Here is a 20,573-nt window from a genome sequence, read left to right on the forward strand (position 1 = left end):
GAATCGAGCACATAGCTGACTCGTTCATATAACGCCCATTCAAGCGTCCCGGATCCGCCCTGGCCACCTGCGTCAGCCCCCATCGGAGGGTTTGACCTGCCCCTTCCATCACCCTCTAGAATGCGCCGGCGGCGAGAGGAGTACAGCCGCATGCACCCGCGCGGGCACGGCCACGCGCGGCCGCCCTGCCAACACGGACGTACGATGGATTTCAACGCCTCACTGTCGCGCTTCTACGCGCTGCCTGTCACCGCCGCCATTGCTGCAGCAGTCGATACGGATTTCGCCGATACCCAGACCAGCGACCTGGTCCACGCGCACCTGTCACGCAACCCGCTGTATTTCGGCGGTATCGACAAGACGCTGTCCGGCTTCGTGGTGCTCGATGACGCCGGCGACAACTACACCCTGCTCGATGTGCGCGGTGCCGGCCAGGTGTGGTGGCAGGACCATGAGACCCGTCAGGTGGAGCCGCGCTTCGCCAGCCTGGACGAGTACGTGGCGTTTCGCGCCCGGCTCTCCCAGGAGCCGGATGGCGAAGCGTCGCTGCTGCAGGAGTATGCCTTCACCCCGAACGACCGCGATACCGGCACCGCCGCGCTGCTGGACCGCTACCAGTGGGTGATGCATGCGCTGGCGCTGTCAGCGCGCCTTGATGACCAGGTGCTGCTGAGTGCGGACACCCTGGTGGCGGATGCCTACCAGCGTTACATCGGCACGTTCCCGGAAGATGGCAGTGAGCAGCGTTGCTTCGACAGCGAACTGCCGCGCCTGGGCCAGGACACCCACGTGGCCCTGTACTGGCTGTTGCACGCCAGCCTGCTGGGTCAGGACGACCGCCTGGCCCAGGTGCTGGCCGCCGTCGGCCGTACCGGAATTCCGCTGCTGCAGGCATTCGTGGCCACGTTCGGTGATCTGCACAACGACGCCGCCCTCACCGTTGTGGACGACTTCGCCCACCGCCGCGCCAGACTGCTGATCATGGCCCAGGCTGACACCGGCGGCCCGGTGCAGCTGCTGATGCGTGCGCTCGCGGTGTCCCCGCGCACGGTCGGCCTGGACATGGTGGACAAGATAACCCTCGCGCTCGAGCACGATCCTGCGGCCATCGATGCGGCGTTGGCCTTGCAACTGCTGGACCGTATCCCGGACCGCGACGCGCCCGCCGTGTGGGCACTGCGCGCCTTCCTGCAGGCACAGCAGGGGCTGCCGGCCCAGGCGGCCGCCGACCAGGCCACCCGCCTGCTCGCTGCCAGCCCGCATGCGCCGCTGGACACCGTGCTGGCCCTGCACCCCATCCGCCAGTGCATCGGCGATGGCCGCGCCTTGTTGGACGTGGTCACCCCGCTGCTGGCCTGGGACGACCTGATGACCCGCGTGCTGGACCTGCTCGAGCACGCGCAGCACTTGTGTGGCGAACAGGTCATGCCAGCCGATGCACTGGCCCAGCAACGTGGCCTGGCCGAGGACGTGCTGGCCATCTGGGACGCGCCCAGCTTTGCCGAAGGCGTGGCCGCCGCCACGCCTGCCGCGCGCGAGGCGATGGCCATCCGTCTGGCCCGCACTCCACGCCTGGCTGACACCGACGCAGACCGCGCCTGGGCACTGCATTACCTGCTCGACAGCGCCCTGCCCGGGCGCTGCGCTCTGTTGCAACGCGCCCTGCCGCAATTGAGCCCACCGCTGCAGCGGCAGGCAGTGCCCGCCATCTGCAAAACCGTCACCGACGCCGGTGACCCGCTGGTGCCAATGCTGGTGACGCTGGCCGGCCAACAGCCGTTGCCCGGTGACATCGCCGCCGAGCTGGATGCTGACGCCCGCGCCGACGCCATCATCGCTGGCCTGCAGCCGTTCTGGGGCGACCCCCGCCTGTTCGACCCGCTGATGGCCATGCTCGAGCGGGCGCCGCTGAAGAGCGTGCTGGTGGACCGGCTGGGCAACGCCATCGGCGTGGTGCTGCCCGTGCTCGACACCGACCAGCGACAGCGCCTGCTGCACTGGGCGGTGCCGCGGGTGCAGGCGCACGAGGACGACCACTGGACGCCACGCATCCTGTCCCGGCTGGAATCGCCCGACCTCGCCCCGGCCCTGTGTGCGGTGCTGGAAGCCGAATCAAACGCACTGACCGCCGGTCAGCCCGCCAGCGAAACCGTGCTCAAAGCGATGTACGACAACCTGGGCGAGATCGCCAAGCACCAGCCCGACGTTGCCAGCTACCTGGTTCAGCGGCTGTGGCAGGAACACGCCTACCCGCGCGGCCTGTACTGGGCGCTGTACATCTGCCGCTCGCCCGCCGTGCATGCGCAGGTCATGCAGGCGCTGCGGGCGCGGCCGTCGGTGACCGCCGCCGCCACCTACTGCCCCAGCATCCACAGCTGGGACAGATACCCCGAACAGGTATTGGAGGTGGCCGAGCATGCGCTCGCGTGGCCGTTGCCGGACAACGGCGACGAACGTGGCTATCTCAACTACATCCTGCTGCTGGGCAGCACCGCTGCCCTGACCTGCCAGCAACCGGCCCTCGCCCGCGCGTTGTACCAGCGCGCCGCCGATATCGACGTTCCCGCGCGTGAAATCGGCAGCAGCACCGCCGTGTTTGACCCCTACCGCGATGGAGCGCTTCGCGCGCAGCTGCAGGATGCGCTGGATGGCAAGGCAGAGAAGCAACGGGCGGCGCTGCACGCACGCCTGCAGAAGGCGCGCGCCAAGGGCGTCCCCGATACCGGCATCCCCTTGGCGGCGCTGGGCCAGCTGGCCGGGGGAACAGCCACGTTCGCCTGGTTCCGCCATCCCGTCACCGGTGCCACCCTGTTCCAGGACGCGCTGGGCAACACGCATTACTTCGACGGCCATGCCATCGTCGCGCCGCCCTTCCAGTTGCAGGGCTACACCCTGGCCGACACCGGTCCGGCCCTCTTTGACGACGCCACCGAGGTATCCGAGCGCTGGATGTGCTGGAAGGGCGACACGTTCTACGACTGGGCCCGCCTTGGCGCAGCCATCAATGTCGTCCACGGCGCGAGCAATGGACACAACCAGGTCCACCTGGCACTGCGCTGTGCCACCGCGCAGGACGCCGCAGACGTGCTGGCAGGCATCCGGGCCCATCCGCTCGCCGGGTACGTTGCCTGCGACCCCTGGTACCTCGCCGGGAGCGGCGAGATTGCCCGCACCCTTTACCACCCCGAGCACGGCGGTGGGCTCAAGCTCTTCTTCAGCAACGGCACCTGGCTCGACCGCGACCGCACCCCCGTGCCCGCCGATGTAGCGCTGGCCACCTTCGACTCGCTGGAAGCGGCGGCCCGCCGCGCCGGCGGTTTCACCTACAGCATCGAATGCCTGGACAATCACAAGCGACCGCAGGACCAGCCCCTGCTGGAGTGGTTTGTGGACCTGGGGCGGCGGCACGCCAGCAACGTGCCGCAGGCGCTTGAACAGACCACCGAACCGCTGCAGCGCTACCTGGCTGCGCATGCCCTGTTGCCACCCGGTACCGCCCTTCACACGCACCGCGAGGCACCCGCGGCACAGGCCGACATCGACGCACTGGCCGCCGACCAAACCCATCCGCTGCCGGACGTGCTGGTGGCCTGCTGGCAGCACCATGCCAGCATTGGCTGGCAATTTGCCGACCAGGGTATGCGCCTGTTGCCGCCAGGCGAGTTGCTTGCCATCACTGCGATGGACGGTCGCCGCCCCCTGCTGGTGGACGCACGCGGTACGACACGCTGGGTGCTGGACGACACCGACGACAGCGACCGCCAGGTGATCCCGGCCGACCACGACGCCGACTTCGACGCCCCGGCCGATGAGGCCTTGCGCAGCGCATTGATCGACACAGTGTTGGACATCATGGAGCACGCCGTACCCAACGCAGACCTGCTCTGGTACGGCCAACGTGGTGACGCCGACGTGCAGTTCCTGCAGTTGGCCAGCGCCTCCCATGTCACGCAATTGCGGCTGGACCGCGACGCCGCCATCCTGGCGGTACGCAAGGGCAAGCGCGGCCAGGCCGGCAAGGTACGCATTGACAGGTTCCAGAGCCTGGCCAAGGCCGAGGCGGCCTTTACCAAGGCGCGCAAGGCGGCTGAGGCTGGCGGCGCTACGCCGCACCCGTAACATCAGACATTTGACGCCACCCACGGAGCGCCCCATGCAACAGACCGTCATTCCCCAGCTGCGCATGACCGATGCAACCGTCAGCGTGCCGTTCTACCAGCAGCTGGGTTTCACCATCGACTGGGAGCACCGCTTTGCGCCCGACATGCCGCTGTTCGTGCAGATCCGCCGCGAAGGCCAGCTGCTGTTCCTGACCGAACATGCCGGTGACTGCGAACCCGGCGGTGCGGTGTACTTCCATGTGCCGGACGTGGATGCCCTGCATGCCGCGTTTGTGGCCGCCGGAGCGGCCGTGTTCCGCGCGCCGGCCGATGTGCCGTGGGGCGGTCGCGAGATGATGGTGGTGGATCCGGATCACAACCGGCTGCGGTTTGCTACGCTGGGGGAGTGAACCCCAGTCTCGCAACACTCTCCACCTTGCAGGATTCCCGCCAGCAGACGCGGGCATCGTACTGGCGGCGGTGAAAAAGGCAGGCTGGACCGTCACGGGCAAGCCCGAACGCAAGCCCAAGCACTTCGACGTCCTGCGGTTGCCCATACTGCAAACGGCCAGGTCCGCTTGCTTTGGTAGGGTCGGTTCCCAAACGACCGCCGATACACGGTCCACGCCATTGCACGCATGACCATCAACGGAGACGSGCCGTTGATCGCAACCAACCTCGCCGTTCCAGCGTCATGTCGCCACCGAACGCGGGCCGTTCCACGGCAKTCGACCAAGGTTCGACCCTACCAGCCACGTCCAGCGCAGCAGGAATGCCCCGCCCGCGTGGCGTCTCAGTCACGGCCTCCGTTGCCGCAAACAGCCGCGCCGCCGCCCCGGTAGGGTCGGTTCCCAAACGACCGCCGATACACAGTCCACGCCATTGCACGCATGACCTCCAACGGAGACGGGCCGTTGATCGCAACCAACCTCGCCGTTCCAGCGTCATGTCGCCACCGAACGCGGGCCGTTCCACGGCAKTCGACCAAGGTTCGACCCTACCAGCCACATCCAGCACAGCAGGCAAGCAGAACGCCGACCACGAAAAGTGGAACGTGCCCGCCTGACCTGCCCGCACCACGCACCAACGGCGCCCCGGAGTCTTCCCGGGCGCTTCAGTTGCTAGGTCGATTGCAGCTGCCACTGCCGCAGGGCCGCGCCTCGCAGCGCCTGCTCGCCGCACCCGGTAGGGCAACGAAGGACGCGCGCCGCTGACGTGCTGACGAAACCCTGCCCCTCCTGCGCCTTGAAGATCACCTCGCACGACATGCAGCGCGCCACCATCGAATACAGGTGGACGATGCGTCCACTGCTCGGGTCCTGCAACGCGTTCACATCCAGCAGATCGAACTGGCAGCTATCGGGCATCGCGCGCCGGGGAAGCGGATGGGGAACGGAGGTCTGCAGGTTCACGAGCGCGCGCCATGGAGGGGATGGGCAAAACTGTAAGCGGCCAGATGTGGAGCGCGAGTGCAGAGATCATGCAGCGACCGCGATGCGTACCGGGCGCCATCGCGCCACCGTTGCATCGCTGAACCGTTTGGTATCGCACGGCAGAATTTCACTCGCGCCACACCCCCCGTGCAAGCAGCATGGCCACGCCCACTCCGGGGCGACATAGCGAGGCATTGAACATGGACAAGAATCGTACCGAAGGTGCAAAGAACCAGGTCAAGGGCACCGTGAAGGAAGTGGCTGGCAAGGTCACCGGCGACAAGGCCCAGGAGCTTGAAGGCAAGGCCCAGAAAACCGTTGGCAAGGTGCAGAGTGAAGTGGGCAAGGCCAAAGACAACGCCCGTCACTGACGTGAGCGCGCTGCTCCTGAGCTGTGGCGAGGGAGCAGTAGCGACCCACTGATGAATGGCCATCTGCCCCCGTCGGGGGCTGGCCGCAGGTGCGACAAACCGTCGCAATCACGCTGAAACCGGGCACCCTCGCCGCGGCGATTCCCCGATATGGCCTAGAATCCGGGCCGTGCGCTCCCCTGTTCTCCACCGCTGGCTTCACGCTTGGGCCTGCCTGGCCATGCTGCTTGTGGTGCTCGCACCGCTGGTAAGCCGGGCGCTGACGCATCCGCCCGCCGCTGTCGTGCAGCCCGCGCACGCGCATGCCGCACATTCCCAGCCGGTCGAAACTGCCGCAGCACATGCGCACCCCATGCATCACGATTCGGCCCATGGCATGGATCACGCCATGACGCATCCGCCGGGACACGCCGAATCAGCACCCGCTGCCGCACCCACGCCTGCCGATCCCCATGCACAGCACGACATGGGCGTGGACTGCGACTACTGCGTGATCGCGGCGCGGATGATCAGCCTGCTGGTCGCCCTGCTTCTGTTGATGACCGTCGGGCCGGTGCACTTCCGTGCCTTGGCCGGTCTGGTCGCTACGCGGCAATCTCCCTCACCCGGAACCCTCGGCGCACGCGGTCCACCGCACGCCCTCGCCTGCTGATCCAGCGTAGGCCTCAAGGCGCGCATCGCGCCACGCCGTCATTGCTCCGCCAGACGCGCCCGGCCCTTGCCCGGGTGCACGCGCGTGGCGCTGGATCCAGCCCGTCTCCGCCAACCACCGGCTCACACGCCGGCGCCTTTGCCTGTCTCGACCCCACGAGGGTCGCGGCATTTCGATGTTGTGCACAATGAACACACCTCCCGCTCCGCACCGGCTTTCCCACGCCCTCCTGGCCGCACTCGCCTGCGCGGCCACCGTCCCATCGATTGCCGCCGCACAGGACGGCACCGTGCTCACCCTGGGCACCGTGCAGGCCCGGACCACCGCCGAACGCGCGCTCCCGGCGCGCTCGGTATTCAGTTCGGTGGACATCATCGGCGGCGACCTGCTGCAGCAGCAGAAGGTGGACCACAGCTGGGAGCTGCTGATGAACGCCCCCGGCGTGCAGGTCACCCAGTTCAAGATGGGCACCGATGCCGGCCGCTTCTCCTTCCGCGGCTTCAACGGCGAAGGCCGCATCAACGCCGTCAAGCTGCTCATCGACGGCATTCCCAGCAACGACAACGCCGGCGGCATGCCCTATCTCGACGCCGTGTTCCCGCTGGACATCAGCGCGATCGAAATCGTGCGCGGCACCAACGATGCCCGCTATGGCCTGCACGCCATCGCCGGCGATGTGAACGTGCTCACCCGTCAGGGCGGCAACGACGGCCAGTTCGGCGTCACCGTGGGCAGCTTCGGCACCCGTGACATCCAGGTGGCCAAGGGATTCGAAAACGGCGCGTGGTCGCAGAACTACTTCATCGGCTGGCGCAGTGCCGATGGCGAGCGCGACCATGCCGACGGCACGCAACGCAGCTTCGCCGGCAAATGGTTCTACACCGATCCCGAGGGACGCTGGCGGGCCGGTCTGACCAGCCGTTACTACAAGAACGCCGCACTGGAGGCCGGCTACCTGAGTTACGCCGAGGTGCAGGCCAACCCCAACCAGTCACCCGACTACGCCCGCGATGACCGCAGCGAGCGCGAAACCACTCAGACCGCGCTGCACCTCGATGGCGCACTGGGCACCGACTGGAGCTGGAATACCAAGGCCTACCAGAATGATTACCGCAACCAGCGCTGGGTAACGTTCACCGCCGGCGGCGCGCAGCAGGAGCGCTTCAACGACGAAACGCACCGCGGGCTGATGCTCAACACCACCTGGCGCCCCGCCACGGCCCTGACCGAGTTCGTGCTGGATGCCGGCGTGGACGGACAATGGCAGGACAACACCGCGCGCCGCTTCCGCACCGTGGCGCGCGAGCGCCAGGCCACCCTGCGCGACTGGGATTTCGACCTGGACACCCGCGGCGCCTATGTGCAGGCCGTGATCCGCCCCACCCCGGCGCTGAAGATCGTGCCCGCCTACCGCGTGGACCACATCGGGGGTGACTTCCACAACATGGCCACCAACACGAGCGCGCCGGTGTACGACTACGGCCTGATCAAGCAGCCCAAGCTCAGCGTGTCCTACGACCTGGCCAGCACCACGGTGGCCTACGCCAACTGGGGCCGCACCTTCCAGATCGGCAGCGGCAACGGTGCCTACCGCACCCAGGCCGACAACCTCCTGCCCTCCATCAACGAAGGCTGGGAGACCGGCCTCAAGTGGGCGCCCACCCGCGGCCTGCAGACCCGGGTGGCCTACTGGGAACAACGCGCGTCCGATGAAGTGGCCACCATCCTTGGCGTCAACGGTAGCGTTGGCAGCAACGAAGTGGGCAACGTAGGCAAGACCCTGCGCCGTGGCTGGGACGCGCAGCTGACCTGGCAGGCCAACCCGCACTGGCGCGCCTGGGCCTCGTACTCGCGGCAGAAGGCCGTGATCCAGGTACCCGACCCCACCGCGCCGAGCACCCGTGGGCGGCAGATCGAAAACGTACCGAACTGGCTGGCCAGCGCCGGCATGGAATACGCCCCCACCACGGACTGGACCTTCAGTGCCTGGGGCAATGGCCAGGGCGACTACTTCGTGGAGCGCACCAACACACTCGGCCGTTACGGGGGCTACGCGCTGTTGAACCTCAGCGCCAGCTACCGGCTGGATGCGCGCACCCAGCTGGCCCTGCAGCTGAAAAACGCGACGGACCGCTTCTACGTGTATGCCTGGTATGACACTGGCTCGTCGGGCTACTCGCCGGGCGATGGCCGCGCGCTCTACCTGAGCTGGACCCGGGAGCTCTGAGATGGACACCATCCCCACCCCGCGCACCCCAGGCCGCTGGCGCTTCTACCGCGCGGTGTGGCGGTGGCATTTCTATGCCGGCCTGTTCGTGCTGCCCTTCATCGCCTGGCTGGCGCTGACCGGTGCCGCCTATCTCTACCAGAAGCCGATCGACCGCTGGGTGCATCATGACCTGAAAGTGGTGGCACCCTCGCCGCAGGCGCCTGCGCTGCCCAGCGCCCAGATTGCCGCAGTCACCACCCTCTCCCCCGGCGACGTGTTCCGCTACACCACGCCCGAACGCGCCGATGGCAGCGTGGAAATCGGCGTGCTGCGGCCCAACAGGCAGCGCGAGGTCTACTACGTTGACCCCACCACCGCGCAGGTGCTCGGGCACCTGCCCGACAAAGGCACGTTCTCCGGCGTCGTGCGCCGCCTGCACAGCCTGGACCTGCTGGGCGACTACGCCAGCGCACTCATCGAGATTGCCGCCGGCTGGGCGATCCTGCTGGTGCTCACCGGTCTCTACCTGTGGTGGCCACGCGGTCAGAAAGGCGGCATCACGACCGTGCGCGGACAGCCGCGCCAGCGCCTGTTCTGGCGCGACCTGCATGCTGTCACCGGCGTCTGGGTCGGATTGGTGCTGCTGTTCCTGGCCGTCACCGGCATGCCGTGGTCAGTGGTGTGGGGCAAGCAGGTGAACGCCTGGGCCAACGGCCAGGACTACGGCTACCCCGCCGGTGTGCGCGTGCAGGTGCCGATGTCGCAGCAACGGCTCGCCGATGCCACCTCGCCCACCTGGTCGATGGAACAGGCGCGGCTGCCGGCGTCGGCCCTGCCCCATGCGCACCACGCCGCTGCCGAAAAGCACGACGGGCACGAAGGCCACGGCGGTGGCACGCTGGGCGACCTGTCAGCGCAACCGGGCGCCATCGGAATCGACGCGGCCGTGCAGCGGTTCAACCGCCTTGGGCTGGCGCCCGGCTACAGCGTGGCCCTGCCGCGCGGGCCGACGGGCGTGTACACCGCCTCGGTGTACCCGGAAGACGTTGCGGGCCAGCGCGTGGTCCACCTGAACCAGTACAGCGGTCGGGTGCTGCTGGACATGGGCTACGCCGACTACGGCGCGCTGGGGCGCGGGCTGGAATGGGGCATCAACGTGCACCTGGGCCAGGAATACGGCACGTTCAATCGGCTGTTCCTGCTGGTGGCCTGCGCTGCCATCGTGATGCTGTGCGTCAGCGGCGCGGTGATGTGGTGGAAGCGCCGGCCACTGGGCGGCATCGGGGTGCCGCCACTGCCCAAGGAACGGCGCACGGTCGCCATCGTGTTCGCGCTGCTGTGCGTGGGCGGGGTGCTGTTCCCGTTGGTGGGGGTGTCGCTGCTGGTGGTGGGCGTGCTGGATTTTGTTGCCAGTGGTGGATGGCGCAGCCAGGGCTAAGGCATGGCGCGTTGCACTGTGCCAACAGGTCAGCCCCCAGGACCAACGGCGCTTGGCAACGCGGCCAAGATCCCGCAGAGTTCCCGGCACGCACCACCTGCCCTTGAGTCATGACACGCCTGCTCATCATTGAAGACAACCCGGAGTTGGTCGCCAACCTGTACAGCTTCTTCGAGCCACTCGGCTATGTGCTCGACGACGCGCGTGATGGTGCCACCGGGCTGCGCCTGGCCACGCAGAATGATTATGACGCCATCCTGCTGGACCTGATGCTGCCGCGGCTGGATGGCATGACGCTGTGCCAGAAGCTGCGTCAGGAATTCCAGAATCCCGTACCGATCATCATGCTGACCGCACGTGATCCGGTCGACGACCGGGTGCAGGGGTTGGCGCTGGGGGCCGACGACTACCTGATCAAGCCTTTCTCGCTCCGGGAACTGGATGCGCGCATCCAGGCGCTGGTGCGTCGCGCCCAGGGCCGGCAGGTGCAAGGCACCCTGGCATGGGAAGACCTGCAGGTGGACACGCGTGCTCCCCAGGCATGGCGGCAGGGCCAGGCCATCAGCCTGACCCCCAGTACCCACAAGCTGCTGCTGTGCCTGATGCGCGCCGCACCTGCCGTGGTGAGAAAGCAGGAGATGGAATACCTGCTCTGGGGCGACGATCCGCCCGACAGCGGCGCACTGCGTACGCACATCCATGAACTTCGCCAGCACGCCGACCGGAACTTCCCGTCCACGCTGATCGAGACGGTTCACGGCGTCGGCTGGCGCTTGAGCAAGCCGCAGAAGGCGACCGCGCAATGACACGGGAGCAGCGCTGAGGCCATGCGATCGATCTACCGCCAACTCACCCTGCGCACGCGCATCATCATTTCCTTCGTGCTGCTGATGGTGGCCGTGATGGGCTTCATCGTGGCCGCAGAGCAGCTCGACTATGACGAGCTGCGGGCCTACGTCATCTCAAAGAGCCTGCACAACGAGATGCATCGGCTGGAAGCGGAGATGGCCAACGGCACCCTCCCCACCCTGCCCGATGGGAGCCAGCTCTATGACGCCAACACCGTGCCCGCAGCGCTGCGAAGCTATACGCCCGGCTACTACAGCGCCAAACATCCCGACGTCTGGCACATGCTGGTGTTCGACCGCGACGGACAGCGCTACTACCTGCGCCAGGACGCCAAACGCTACCAGTACCTCGAGCACGTCATCGACGCGTACGCGTTGGTGGTCATCATGTCGTGCATTCTGTGCGCGTTCTGGATCGGCCGGCTGACAGCGGCGCGCGTCATCGCGCCCATCACGCGCCTGGCCGATGCGGTGGAGCGCAAGGAAATGCCGTTTCCGTTCCAGGACGCCCGGGACGAGATAGGCGTGCTGGCACGCGCTTTCGCGCAGCACAGCGACGAGGCACAGCAGTTCCTGCAACGCGAACGGTGCTTCGTCGGCGATGCCAGCCATGAACTGCGCACGCCCCTGGCCATCATCGCCGGCGCGGCCGAAACCATCGTGCACCAGCTGCCCGACGACAGTCACCTGCACTCCAGCGCCGAGCGCATCATGCGCACCACCCAGGAGATGCAGCGCCAGCTGACCTGCCTGCTGTTGCTGTCGCGCGACCCGCATCGGCTTGAGAAGGACGACGTCGCGCTGCGCCCCTTGATCGAAGAATGCATTTCCCGTTGCCCGCCCTGGCTGGCCAACAAGCCGGTGGTGGTGGTGCTGGACGCCCCGCAGGATCCGCGCGTCCCCACCAACGCCGAACTGGCGCGTAGCGTGGTCTGGAACCTGCTGCGCAATGCATGCCAGTACACCGACGAAGGTCAGATACACATCAGCGTGCAGGACACCACCCTGGTCATCGCCGACACCGGCCCAGGGCTGCCCTCCAGCATCGATCCCCAGCAGTTTCAGCGCTTCACCCCCAGCGCGCGCCAGAGTGGCGAAGGGCTTGGCCTGTCCATCGTGCAGCGGATCGTGGAACACCTGGGGTGGCACATGGCCGTCGAAAGCTCGGAGCATGGCTGCCGTTTCACCTTGGACATGTCGGCAGCCTAACCACCTGGCGCGGCCACACCCTGCAACAGGGGCGAATCCTGACAGCTTTCTGACGCCGCCTTCCCAATGCTCTGCAGCGATCCATTCCCCGTGAGCTGCACATGCATCCCCAAAATCCCCCTGGAACCGGCAAATATCGCCACGGCAAAACCGGGCTGAACCGGATCCTGCACACCCTGATTTACTCCCGCGATGGCTTCATGGCCACCGTCCGCGGCGAGGCCGCCTTCAGGCAACTGCTGGTCCTGCATGGCGTGCTGATGGCCGTGACCTTCGTACTGAACCTCAGCCCCATAGAACGTGCCGTGATGCTGGCCGTGAGTTTCATCAGTTTGTTGGTGGAGCTGCTCAACTCCGCCATCGAGGCGGTGGTCGACCGCATTTCGCTGGAGCGCCACCCGCTCTCCAAGAACGCCAAGGACATGGGCAGTGCCGCCCAGACCGTGGCACTGCTCATGGTCGGCGCGGTATGGGCCGTGGTGCTGCTGGCGTAGGTCACCACGCAACGCGCGCATCTGGTTGCGAGCAAACCTGACAACTTCCTGATACTCGCCTTCTGATACTTCGCGCACTTTTCGCTCCCCGGAAGAATGCGCGTGATTCAACGTCTTGTTTCTGGGCGGCTCAACCCGGTGCACCTCACCTGGATAGCCGCACTGTTCTTTGCCACTGTGGGCAACATGGCACTGTGGCAAACGCTCTGGACCCACGTGGAGATCAACAGCCTGCGCAGCGTGTTGTTCTTCATCAGCCTGCCCATGTTCCTGTTCTGCGCGTTCAACGTGCTGCTTACGCCGGTACTTGCGCTGCCTTATCTGCGAAAACCGCTGCTGGCGCTTCTGGTGCTGGTCAGCGCGGCCTGTACGTACTTCATGCTGCATTACGGCGTGCTGATCGATCGCAGCATGGTGCAGAACGCACTGGAGACCAACCAGGCAGAGCTTGCCTCCTACTTCTCCGCCCCCCTGCTGCTCACCGTGCTGGCGCTGGGCGTTCTGCCGGCTGCTGCCATGGTGTCCTTACCCACCCGGCGTTTCGGCGGCGCCCTGCACACCGTGTCCTGGTGGGTCATCAACATGGTGGCGGCACTGGTGATCCTCACCGTCGTGTCCCTGGCGTTCTACAAGGACTACGCTTCCCTGCTTCGCAACAACCGCCAGCTCAAGGACCAGCTGCTGCCCGTCACCGTCGTGCGCAACGCCAATGGCTACCTCAAGCGCAAGTACATCGCCGTCTCGAGACCCCTGCAGACCGTCGCCGAAGATGCCCGGCGGCCGGTGCCGGTGGAAGGCCGGCGGCCCCGGCTCGTCATTGCCGTCGTGGGTGAAACCGCGCGGGCCCAGAACATGCAGCTCAACGGCTACCCCCGCGCCACCAATCCGGTGCTGTCCACGCGCGGGGACGTCATCGCCTTCAAGCACGTCTCCTCGTGCGGCACCGCCACCGCCATTTCCGTGCCCTGCCTGTTCTCCCGCATGGCACGAACGCAGTACGACGAGGTCCGCGCAGCCACCGAGGAGAACCTGCTGGACATCCTGCAGCGCACGGGCGTGGGCATCCTCTGGCGCAACAACAACAACGGCGGCTGCAAGGGGGTGTGCGCGCGCGTGCCTACCGAACACATGCCGGCGCTCAAGGTGGCCGGGCAGTGCGTCAACAAGGACGGCACCTGCTACGACGAGGTCCTGCTGCACCAGCTCGGGGCCCGCATCGATGCCCTGCAGGGCGACGCGCTGATCGTGCTTCACCAGCTGGGCAGCCATGGCCCCACCTACTTCGAGCGCTACCCGCCAGACGGCAGGGTGTTCAGCCCCACCTGTGACAGCAACCAGATCCAGACCTGTACCAACGAGGCGCTGACCAACACCTACGACAACACCCTGGTCTACACCGACCGGATGCTGGGCAAGGCCATCACCCTGCTGGAGGGCTACGCGGACCAGCGCGACGTGGCGATGGTCTATGTGTCCGACCATGGCGAGTCGTTGGGCGAGCGCGGCATGTACCTGCACGGCACGCCGTACCTCATTGCGCCCCCGGAGCAGACGCATGTCCCCCTGCTCATGTGGTTCTCGCCGCGCTTTGCGGAACAGGCCAACCTCAGCCTTGAATGCCTGCGCGACAGCGCCGAGGTCGGGCGCTACAGCCACGACAACCTCTACCACTCCCTGCTGGGGCTGTTCGATGTGCAGTCCCGCGTCTATCGGAAGGAGCTGGACCTGTTCGCGGGCTGTCGTCCCGCTGCGGCCGCTATGACGCCGGGGATGACCCACTGACACGGGCACCGGGCGTCCCGTCCAACCCACCCGCGCGGTGCCGGGTCCGGTGCACCTCCACGGCCCGTCCTACTCGCCCCTCAGGCCCCGCCACTGGTCCCTTTCCCTTGTGCGGCGGTCCCTTCCGGCCTGTAACCGATCCGCCTGCCCCGCATGCTGCGGCTCCCTCATCCCGTCCCTTCGTATGACCCGACGACACGATATCGACGCCCTGCGCGTACTGGCCTTCGCGCTGCTCATCCTCTATCACCTGGGCATGGCCTACGTGGACGGCTGGGGCTTCCACCTCAAGAGCACCCACACCACGCCGGACCTGCAGTGGCCGATGCGCCTGGTCAACGGCTGGCGCATGTCCCTGCTGTTCCTGATTTCCGGGGTGGCCATTGCGCTGCTCGGGCCGCGCCTGGCGGCCGGGCGCTTTGCCCTGCTGCGCACCTGGCGACTGCTGCTGCCGCTGGTATTTGGCATGTTCGTGGTTGTCCCGATCCAGCCCTACTGCGAAGCCGTCAGCAACGGCCATGCGTCGCCCGGGTTCGGTGCGTTCCTCCTGCGCTACTGGCAGGTCCGCCCCTGGCCGGAGGGCAGTTTCGCTGGCGCCCCGTTCGGCATCACCTGGAATCACCTGTGGTATCTGGCCTACCTGTGGTGCTACAGCATGGTGCTGGTTCTGCTGAAGCCGCTGCTGGATTCGGCCCCGGTTCGTCGGCTTACCGGGCGCATGGCACGGTCCCATGGCCTGTTCCTCCTTCTCGGGCCGGCCGCGGTGTTGCTGCTGTGGCTGGTCTGGCTCGCCCCGGCGCATCCGGCAACCAACACCCTGGTGAACGACACCTACCAGCATGCCAAGTACTTCACGGTGTTCCTGATCGGCTATGCACTCGGGCGGGAGACCGCGTTCTGGCAGCGCGCTGTCGCCTTGCGCTGGGCCAGCCTTGTTGCCGTGTGCCTGGCGGTCTGCTGGTACTTCCTGCTGGAAGCGCTGGGCCGATGGCTGCCGGCAGACTCGGTATTGCGCACCTGGCCGGAAGGGTTCTGGAGCCTGCAATCCCGGTTCTGCGAGATGCTCTATGTGTGGGGCGTGATGCTGACCCTGCTGGGCTGGGCCAAGCGCCATCTCGACCGGCCCTTCGCCTGGCTGCCGTACTGCACCGAGGCCGTGTACCCGTGGTACATCCTGCACCAGAGCGTTCTCATCGCCGCCCTGTTCTGGCTGAAGCCACTGCACCTTGGCCCCGTGCTCGAACCCCTGCTGGTGTTGTTGGCAACGGTGGCCGGCTGCCTGCTGCTGCACGAATACCTGATTCGTCGCGTGCGCTGGATCCGCCCCCTGTTCGGGCTGAAGGCAGCCAACGGCGACATTTCCCGGCGCCACGCCGCCGTCACGAACGCACGCGCATAACGTGCCAACCCCCGCGAGCGTCGGGGCAGTTCGTCCCGACCTTCGAGCCTGTGCACGTGAATCCATCGCCCCCCGTCCTGCAGCCGTCCCGCTCGCCCGATCGCGCGCTCGACGCGGTCAACTTCTTCCTGGCCGATGTGCGGGACGGACTGGGGCCCTACCTCGCCATCTACCTGCTGGCCGTCCACAAGTGGGAACCGGCCAGCATCGGCGCGGTGATGACCGTGGCCGGGCTCGCCGCCCTGGTCGCGCAGACGCCGGCCGGCGCCTTGATCGATCGGGTGAACGGCAAGCGGGCGACGATCGTGATCGCCGCGATTCTGGTTACCGTGAGCTGTCTGGTGCTGCCCTGGACCGCCTCGTTCACGCTCGTCGCGCTCACCCAGGCGCTCGGCGCCATCGCCGGTACGGTCTTCGCCCCGGCCATCGCGGCCATATCGCTCGGTATCGGCGGGCCGCGGGTGTTCGCGCGGCGCATGGGCCGTAACGAAACGTTCAATCATGCGGGCAACGCCGTCGCGGCGGTGCTGGCCGGCGGGCTGGCCTATGTGGGCGGGCCCGTGGTGGTGTTCTACCTGATGGCGGCCATGACAGTGGCCAGCATCGCCGCCGTGCTGATGATTCCCTCCGCGGCCATCGACCACGAGCGTGCACGCGGGTTGCCGTCGCCCGGGCAGGACGCGCCCGCGCCGGCCTGGGTCCGCCTGCTGCTACAGAACAGAACGTTGGTGATCCTGGCCGCCTGCTGCGCCCTGTTCCACCTGGCCAACGCGGCGATGCTTCCACTGGTGGGCCAGAAGCTGTCCCAGACCAGCCCCGCGCTGGCCACCACGCTCACTGCCGCATGCATTGTCGCGGCCCAGCTGGTGATGGTGCCGGCCGCGCTGCTGGTGGGTTCCCGGGCCGACGCCTGGGGGCGCAGGCCGCTGCTGCTGGCGGCGTTTCTCATCCTGCCGATCCGTGGCGTGCTGTATCCGCTGTCCGACGCGCCTGCCTGGCTGCTCGGCGTACAGCTGCTCGATGGTATTGGGGCCGGCATCTTTGGCGCCCTGCTCCCGGTCATCGTCAGTGACCTCACCCAGGGAACCGGTCGCTTCAATGTCACGCTGGGCGCGGTGTCCACCGCATTCGGGCTGGGCGCCGCCTTCAGTCCGGGGCTGGCCGGGATGATCGTCCAGTTCGCTGGGTATGATGTCGCGTTCCTGACCCTGGCAGCGATTGCCGCACTCGCCTTCGTGCTGGCCATGGCCATGCCGGAGACCCGCCCCCAGGCCAGCAATGCCGCCGAATCCGCGACACCGCCGTCCGACACCCGCCTTTGAGTTTCCCCGAGCAATCGATGCAGATCCCCACCACGTCCCTGATCATCTGGACGGTAACCGCCGTCGCCACCTGCGGTGTCATCTTTCGCCCCTGGCGCATTCCCGAATACGCCTGGGCACTGGGCGCGGCCGCGCTGCTGACCGTCACCGGGCTGCTGCCGTTGAGCACGGCCATGGCCGCCGTGGCCGAAGGGGGCGATGTCTACCTGTTCCTGATCGGCATGATGGTGCTGGCCGAACTGGCACGGCAGGAAGGGCTGTTCGACTGGCTGGCCGCGTACGCGGTGCAGCACGCCAAGGGCTCGGGGAGACGCCTGTTTGACCTGGTGTTCCTGGTGGGCACCCTGGTCACGATCTTCCTGTCCAACGACGCCACGGCCGTCGTGCTCACGCCGGCGGTCTACGCGGCCTGCAAGGCCGCCCGGGCCAACCCGCTGCCGTATCTGTTCGTCTGTGCGTTCGTGGCCAACGCCGCCAGTTTCGTCCTGCCCATTTCCAATCCGGCCAACCTGGTGGTCTTCGGCGATCACATGCCCTCGCTGCCCGAATGGCTGCGGCAGTTCACCCTGCCTTCGCTGGCCGCCATCGGCATGACCTACCTGGTATTGCGACTGGCGCATCGCCGCCAGATCGCACAGCCGCTGGTGGCGCTGGCCGAACAGCAGCCACTGTCCGAGGGCGGCCGCCTGTGCGCCATCGGCGTCGGCGTCACCGGCAGCGTGCTGCTGGTCACCTCGGCCATGAACGGTCCGCTGGGTCTGACCACCTTCTGCGCCGGTGCAGCCACCCTGGCCGCCATCCGTCTGCGCCAACGCCGCAGCCCGCTGCCGATCCTGCGGCATGTGTCCTGGGGCGTGCTGCCGTTGGTTGCCGGGCTGTTTGTACTGGTCGAGGCAGTCGCGAACACCGGGGTGATTCGCATCGCGGCCGACGCACTGGAGGCCTTTGCACGCACGTCGCCCGGCGAAGCCAGCTGGCTGGCCGGTGGCGCGGCTGCCGTGGTGAGCAACCTGGCCAACAACCTGCCGATCGGCTTGGTGGCCGGCTCGGTGGGGCAGATGGCCGACCTGCCCACACAGACCCGCGCCGCGCTGCTGATCGGCGTGGATCTCGGCCCCAACCTGTCGGTAACCGGCTCGCTGGCTACCATGCTCTGGCTGGTGGCGCTGCGCCGCGAAGGCGAGCACGTCAGCGCGCTTGCCTTCCTGCGCCTGGGCATCCTGGTGATGCCGCCGGCCTTGCTTGCCGCGCTCTGGCTGCTGTAGTCGCCTGATGCCCTGGCGCACTGGTTTGCGTGACTACAACCAATGGCACAGGAAACCCGGGTCTTGCGCGCGCTACGTTGGACCCAAATGGAATGGAAGGAGCGCAGGTGAAGCGTCTATTTTTCTCGGTGGCGTTGCTGCTCATGTCTGGAATGGCCGGAGCAGCGTCGAAGGCAGTGGATGGGAAGACCACCGTCGTCGTGCTGGGCGTGGATCACGCGGCGCAGCTGGTGGCCCGCAATGATCGACCTGCGCTGCTTGCCGCTTTCCTGGCGCATGCCAAGCCCGATGCCATCTGCATCGAGCGGTCGCCCGAGGCCTTCGCGCGCAACGACTACTACGAATTCACCTACGAAGTTCAGGACGTCGTGGTTCCCTTCGCCCGGCGCAACGGCATCGACCTGTGCCCCATCGACTGGGAGCCGCCCGTGGAGGACGCCCGGCTCGGGTTCGGCCTGGACCTGGGCACGGCGCCGGAACTGCGCCCCGCCAGCGGATTCCAGCAATTCCTTTCGTTCCCGTCGCCGAGCCACCTCACCCGCGATCTCTTCCACGCCGACGACGCAACGAACGTGGAGCGCATCGCGCAGTGGGCCGCCACCCCGGCCAAGCGCGCAAAGGACGATCTGCCGCGCAGGCTGTATCTCTATCGCACCTACCTGCAGGCCCAGCGGGTGGCCGCCGCGGCGAAAGCACACCCTGGCGGCACGCTGGTCGTGGTGGTCGGCGAGTTCCACAAGCGGGATATCGAAGCGATTCTGGGCGATGCCGCCGACCTTCGGATCGTTCAGCCGTCCAGTCTCGGCAAGCCAACCGAGCAACAGGTGCGCCAACAGGAGCGCCGTGACTATCGCGTGGCTGTGGCCAGTTTCAACCTTCTGGGCGTCCAATCCACCACCGGCAACATCGATCGCGCATTCGTCCGCGAGACGGTGCAATCACTGAAGGCCGAACAGAACTCGCCCGAAGTCCGGCTGCTGGAAACACGCCTGGATCTGCTCGAAGAACGCATCACGCCCGCCGTGGCGGTGGACCGCTATCGCAGCATCGCCACAGACGCCGGTGATGCCCGCTTTACCTGGACCGGCGTCACCGACGCCGCGCGCCTGGATTCGTACTTCGATCCCTTCGGCAATCTCACCGTGCGGCAGCGCGCCTTGCTTGAAACGGCACGAGAGCTGCACCGTGCCGGGCGCGGCGAGGAGGCGGCCGGACTGCAAAAGACCCTCGGCAACGAACTCGGCGAGCGCAAGAAGTCCCAGCTTGCCGGTTACTGGGAACGCTACATCGCGCCATCGGCAGCGCCGTAGCCCGCCACGGTTTCTGCCGCCTGCCCGCTGGGATCGCGAAGCAGGACACGGTGTACTGAAGAAGGGCACCCTCTGGGTGCCTTTCTTTGCATTCCCGCTCGGCTAGAGCAGCACCTGCCGCGTGCTCCCAAGATAGCGATGGATCTCCTCTTCCACTGCCTCATCGATCATATACACCGGCCGCTGGCCATTCGGACAGCGCAGGCGCGGGGTGGTCCCGAACAAACGGCAGATCAGCGGGCGCTCCGCGTAAATCTCGCACCCCTGCTCCCCCAGGTAGGGGCAACTGAGCTCGGCCAGGGCAGCATCGTGCTCGGCCTCGCTTTTCACAGGCAGACGCGCCATCTCCTCGCTCGACACCGTGACCGGGCCACAGCAGTCGTGGCACCCGACGATGCACCGGAAGGAAGGGATCTGATCGCGCAGCCGCAGGAGTGTGTCGCTGTTGGTATAGGGCATTGCGATGAGCCTCGGCCACGCATCGGCGGAAGGGGCATTTTACTCCCCCGCGGTCTCGATATCGCCGATCACTGCGGAAGGCGTCAGATGACGCACTCCCCCAGCACGCGCGCGATCGCAGCCGTCAGCAGTCTCCCCAAGGTTTCCTTCGCCAGCCCGGGGTCGCGCACGGCGCGCATCGCCAGGCCCTCCACCAGCACCCGCAGCAGCAGGGTGCGGGCGTCGATGTCCCGTTCATCCGGGCGGCGCCCCCGCCGCGCGTCAGTCAATCAGAGCAGGTAC

Annotated in this window: 17 protein-coding genes; 14 read left to right on the forward strand and 3 right to left on the reverse strand. The window is 67.0% G+C overall.

What is annotated here, in order from left to right; translation table 11 throughout:
* The first annotated feature begins 204 nt into the window (after positions 1-204).
* Complete coding sequence (locus tag AC1DCJ_RS08945; protein WP_478070727.1) at positions 205-4,119, forward strand: hypothetical protein; 3,915 nt, start codon at positions 205-207, stop codon at positions 4,117-4,119.
* Between the two features lie 34 nt (positions 4,120-4,153).
* Positions 4,154-4,510 carry a bleomycin resistance protein gene (locus tag AC1DCJ_RS08950; RefSeq protein ID WP_448136044.1) on the forward strand — a complete coding sequence of 119 codons (357 nt, stop codon included), beginning with the start codon at positions 4,154-4,156 and terminating at the stop codon, positions 4,508-4,510.
* 711 nt (positions 4,511-5,221) lie between these two features.
* On the opposite strand, the gene AC1DCJ_RS08955 is transcribed toward AC1DCJ_RS08950, so the two are convergent.
* Positions 5,222-5,512: a hypothetical protein gene (locus tag AC1DCJ_RS08955; protein WP_478070728.1), complete on the reverse strand. Its 291-nt coding sequence runs from the start codon at positions 5,510-5,512 to the stop codon at positions 5,222-5,224.
* Between the two features lie 221 nt (positions 5,513-5,733).
* Here AC1DCJ_RS08955 and AC1DCJ_RS08960 point away from each other — a divergent pair, with 221 nt between their 5' ends.
* The 12 genes from AC1DCJ_RS08960 (at position 5,734) to AC1DCJ_RS09015 (ending at position 19,832) form a co-directional block, all read left to right on the forward strand.
* Positions 5,734-5,904, forward strand: coding sequence for a CsbD family protein (locus AC1DCJ_RS08960; RefSeq protein WP_081797188.1), 171 nt, complete (start codon positions 5,734-5,736; stop codon positions 5,902-5,904).
* Positions 5,905-6,124: 220 nt separating this feature from the next.
* Complete coding sequence (locus AC1DCJ_RS08965) at positions 6,125-6,556, forward strand: hypothetical protein (protein ID WP_478070729.1); 432 nt, start codon at positions 6,125-6,127, stop codon at positions 6,554-6,556.
* A 187-nt stretch (positions 6,557-6,743) separates the two neighbouring features.
* On the forward strand, positions 6,744-8,783 hold the full coding sequence (locus AC1DCJ_RS08970; protein WP_478070730.1) for a TonB-dependent receptor: 2,040 nt from the start codon (positions 6,744-6,746) through the stop codon (positions 8,781-8,783).
* A gap of 1 nt (position 8,784) precedes the next feature.
* Positions 8,785-10,203 carry a PepSY-associated TM helix domain-containing protein gene (locus tag AC1DCJ_RS08975; RefSeq protein ID WP_478070731.1) on the forward strand — a complete coding sequence of 473 codons (1,419 nt, stop codon included), beginning with the start codon at positions 8,785-8,787 and terminating at the stop codon, positions 10,201-10,203.
* Positions 10,204-10,313: 110 nt separating this feature from the next.
* Positions 10,314-11,009, forward strand: coding sequence for a response regulator transcription factor (locus AC1DCJ_RS08980; protein ID WP_137189748.1), 696 nt, complete (start codon positions 10,314-10,316; stop codon positions 11,007-11,009).
* Between the two features lie 21 nt (positions 11,010-11,030).
* Complete coding sequence (locus AC1DCJ_RS08985) at positions 11,031-12,260, forward strand: sensor histidine kinase (RefSeq protein WP_478070732.1); 1,230 nt, start codon at positions 11,031-11,033, stop codon at positions 12,258-12,260.
* Between the two features lie 101 nt (positions 12,261-12,361).
* Positions 12,362-12,754: a diacylglycerol kinase gene (locus tag AC1DCJ_RS08990; RefSeq protein ID WP_478070733.1), complete on the forward strand. Its 393-nt coding sequence runs from the start codon at positions 12,362-12,364 to the stop codon at positions 12,752-12,754.
* 186 nt (positions 12,755-12,940) lie between these two features.
* Positions 12,941-14,536, forward strand: coding sequence for a phosphoethanolamine transferase (locus AC1DCJ_RS08995; RefSeq protein ID WP_478070734.1), 1,596 nt, complete (start codon positions 12,941-12,943; stop codon positions 14,534-14,536).
* A gap of 184 nt (positions 14,537-14,720) precedes the next feature.
* Positions 14,721-15,935 carry an acyltransferase family protein gene (locus AC1DCJ_RS09000; protein WP_478070735.1) on the forward strand — a complete coding sequence of 405 codons (1,215 nt, stop codon included), beginning with the start codon at positions 14,721-14,723 and terminating at the stop codon, positions 15,933-15,935.
* Between the two features lie 56 nt (positions 15,936-15,991).
* A complete protein-coding gene (locus AC1DCJ_RS09005) occupies positions 15,992-17,257 on the forward strand; it encodes an MFS transporter (RefSeq protein WP_478070736.1) in 1,266 nt (421 codons plus the stop codon).
* 17 nt (positions 17,258-17,274) lie between these two features.
* Positions 17,275-18,522, forward strand: a complete 1,248-nt coding sequence (locus AC1DCJ_RS09010) for an arsenic transporter (protein ID WP_478070737.1) — start codon at positions 17,275-17,277, stop codon at positions 18,520-18,522.
* 107 nt (positions 18,523-18,629) lie between these two features.
* On the forward strand, positions 18,630-19,832 hold the full coding sequence (locus AC1DCJ_RS09015; RefSeq protein ID WP_478070738.1) for a hypothetical protein: 1,203 nt from the start codon (positions 18,630-18,632) through the stop codon (positions 19,830-19,832).
* Between the two features lie 102 nt (positions 19,833-19,934).
* Here the strand turns inward: AC1DCJ_RS09015 and AC1DCJ_RS09020 are convergent, their stop codons facing one another.
* On the reverse strand, positions 19,935-20,291 hold the full coding sequence (locus AC1DCJ_RS09020; protein WP_038687801.1) for a YkgJ family cysteine cluster protein: 357 nt from the start codon (positions 20,289-20,291) through the stop codon (positions 19,935-19,937).
* Between the two features lie 83 nt (positions 20,292-20,374).
* Positions 20,375-20,560, reverse strand: coding sequence for a hypothetical protein (locus AC1DCJ_RS09025; RefSeq protein ID WP_320491574.1), 186 nt, complete (start codon positions 20,558-20,560; stop codon positions 20,375-20,377).
* Between the last annotated feature and the right edge of the window lie 13 nt (positions 20,561-20,573).

This window comes from Stenotrophomonas sp. 10N36, from assembly GCF_056395005.1.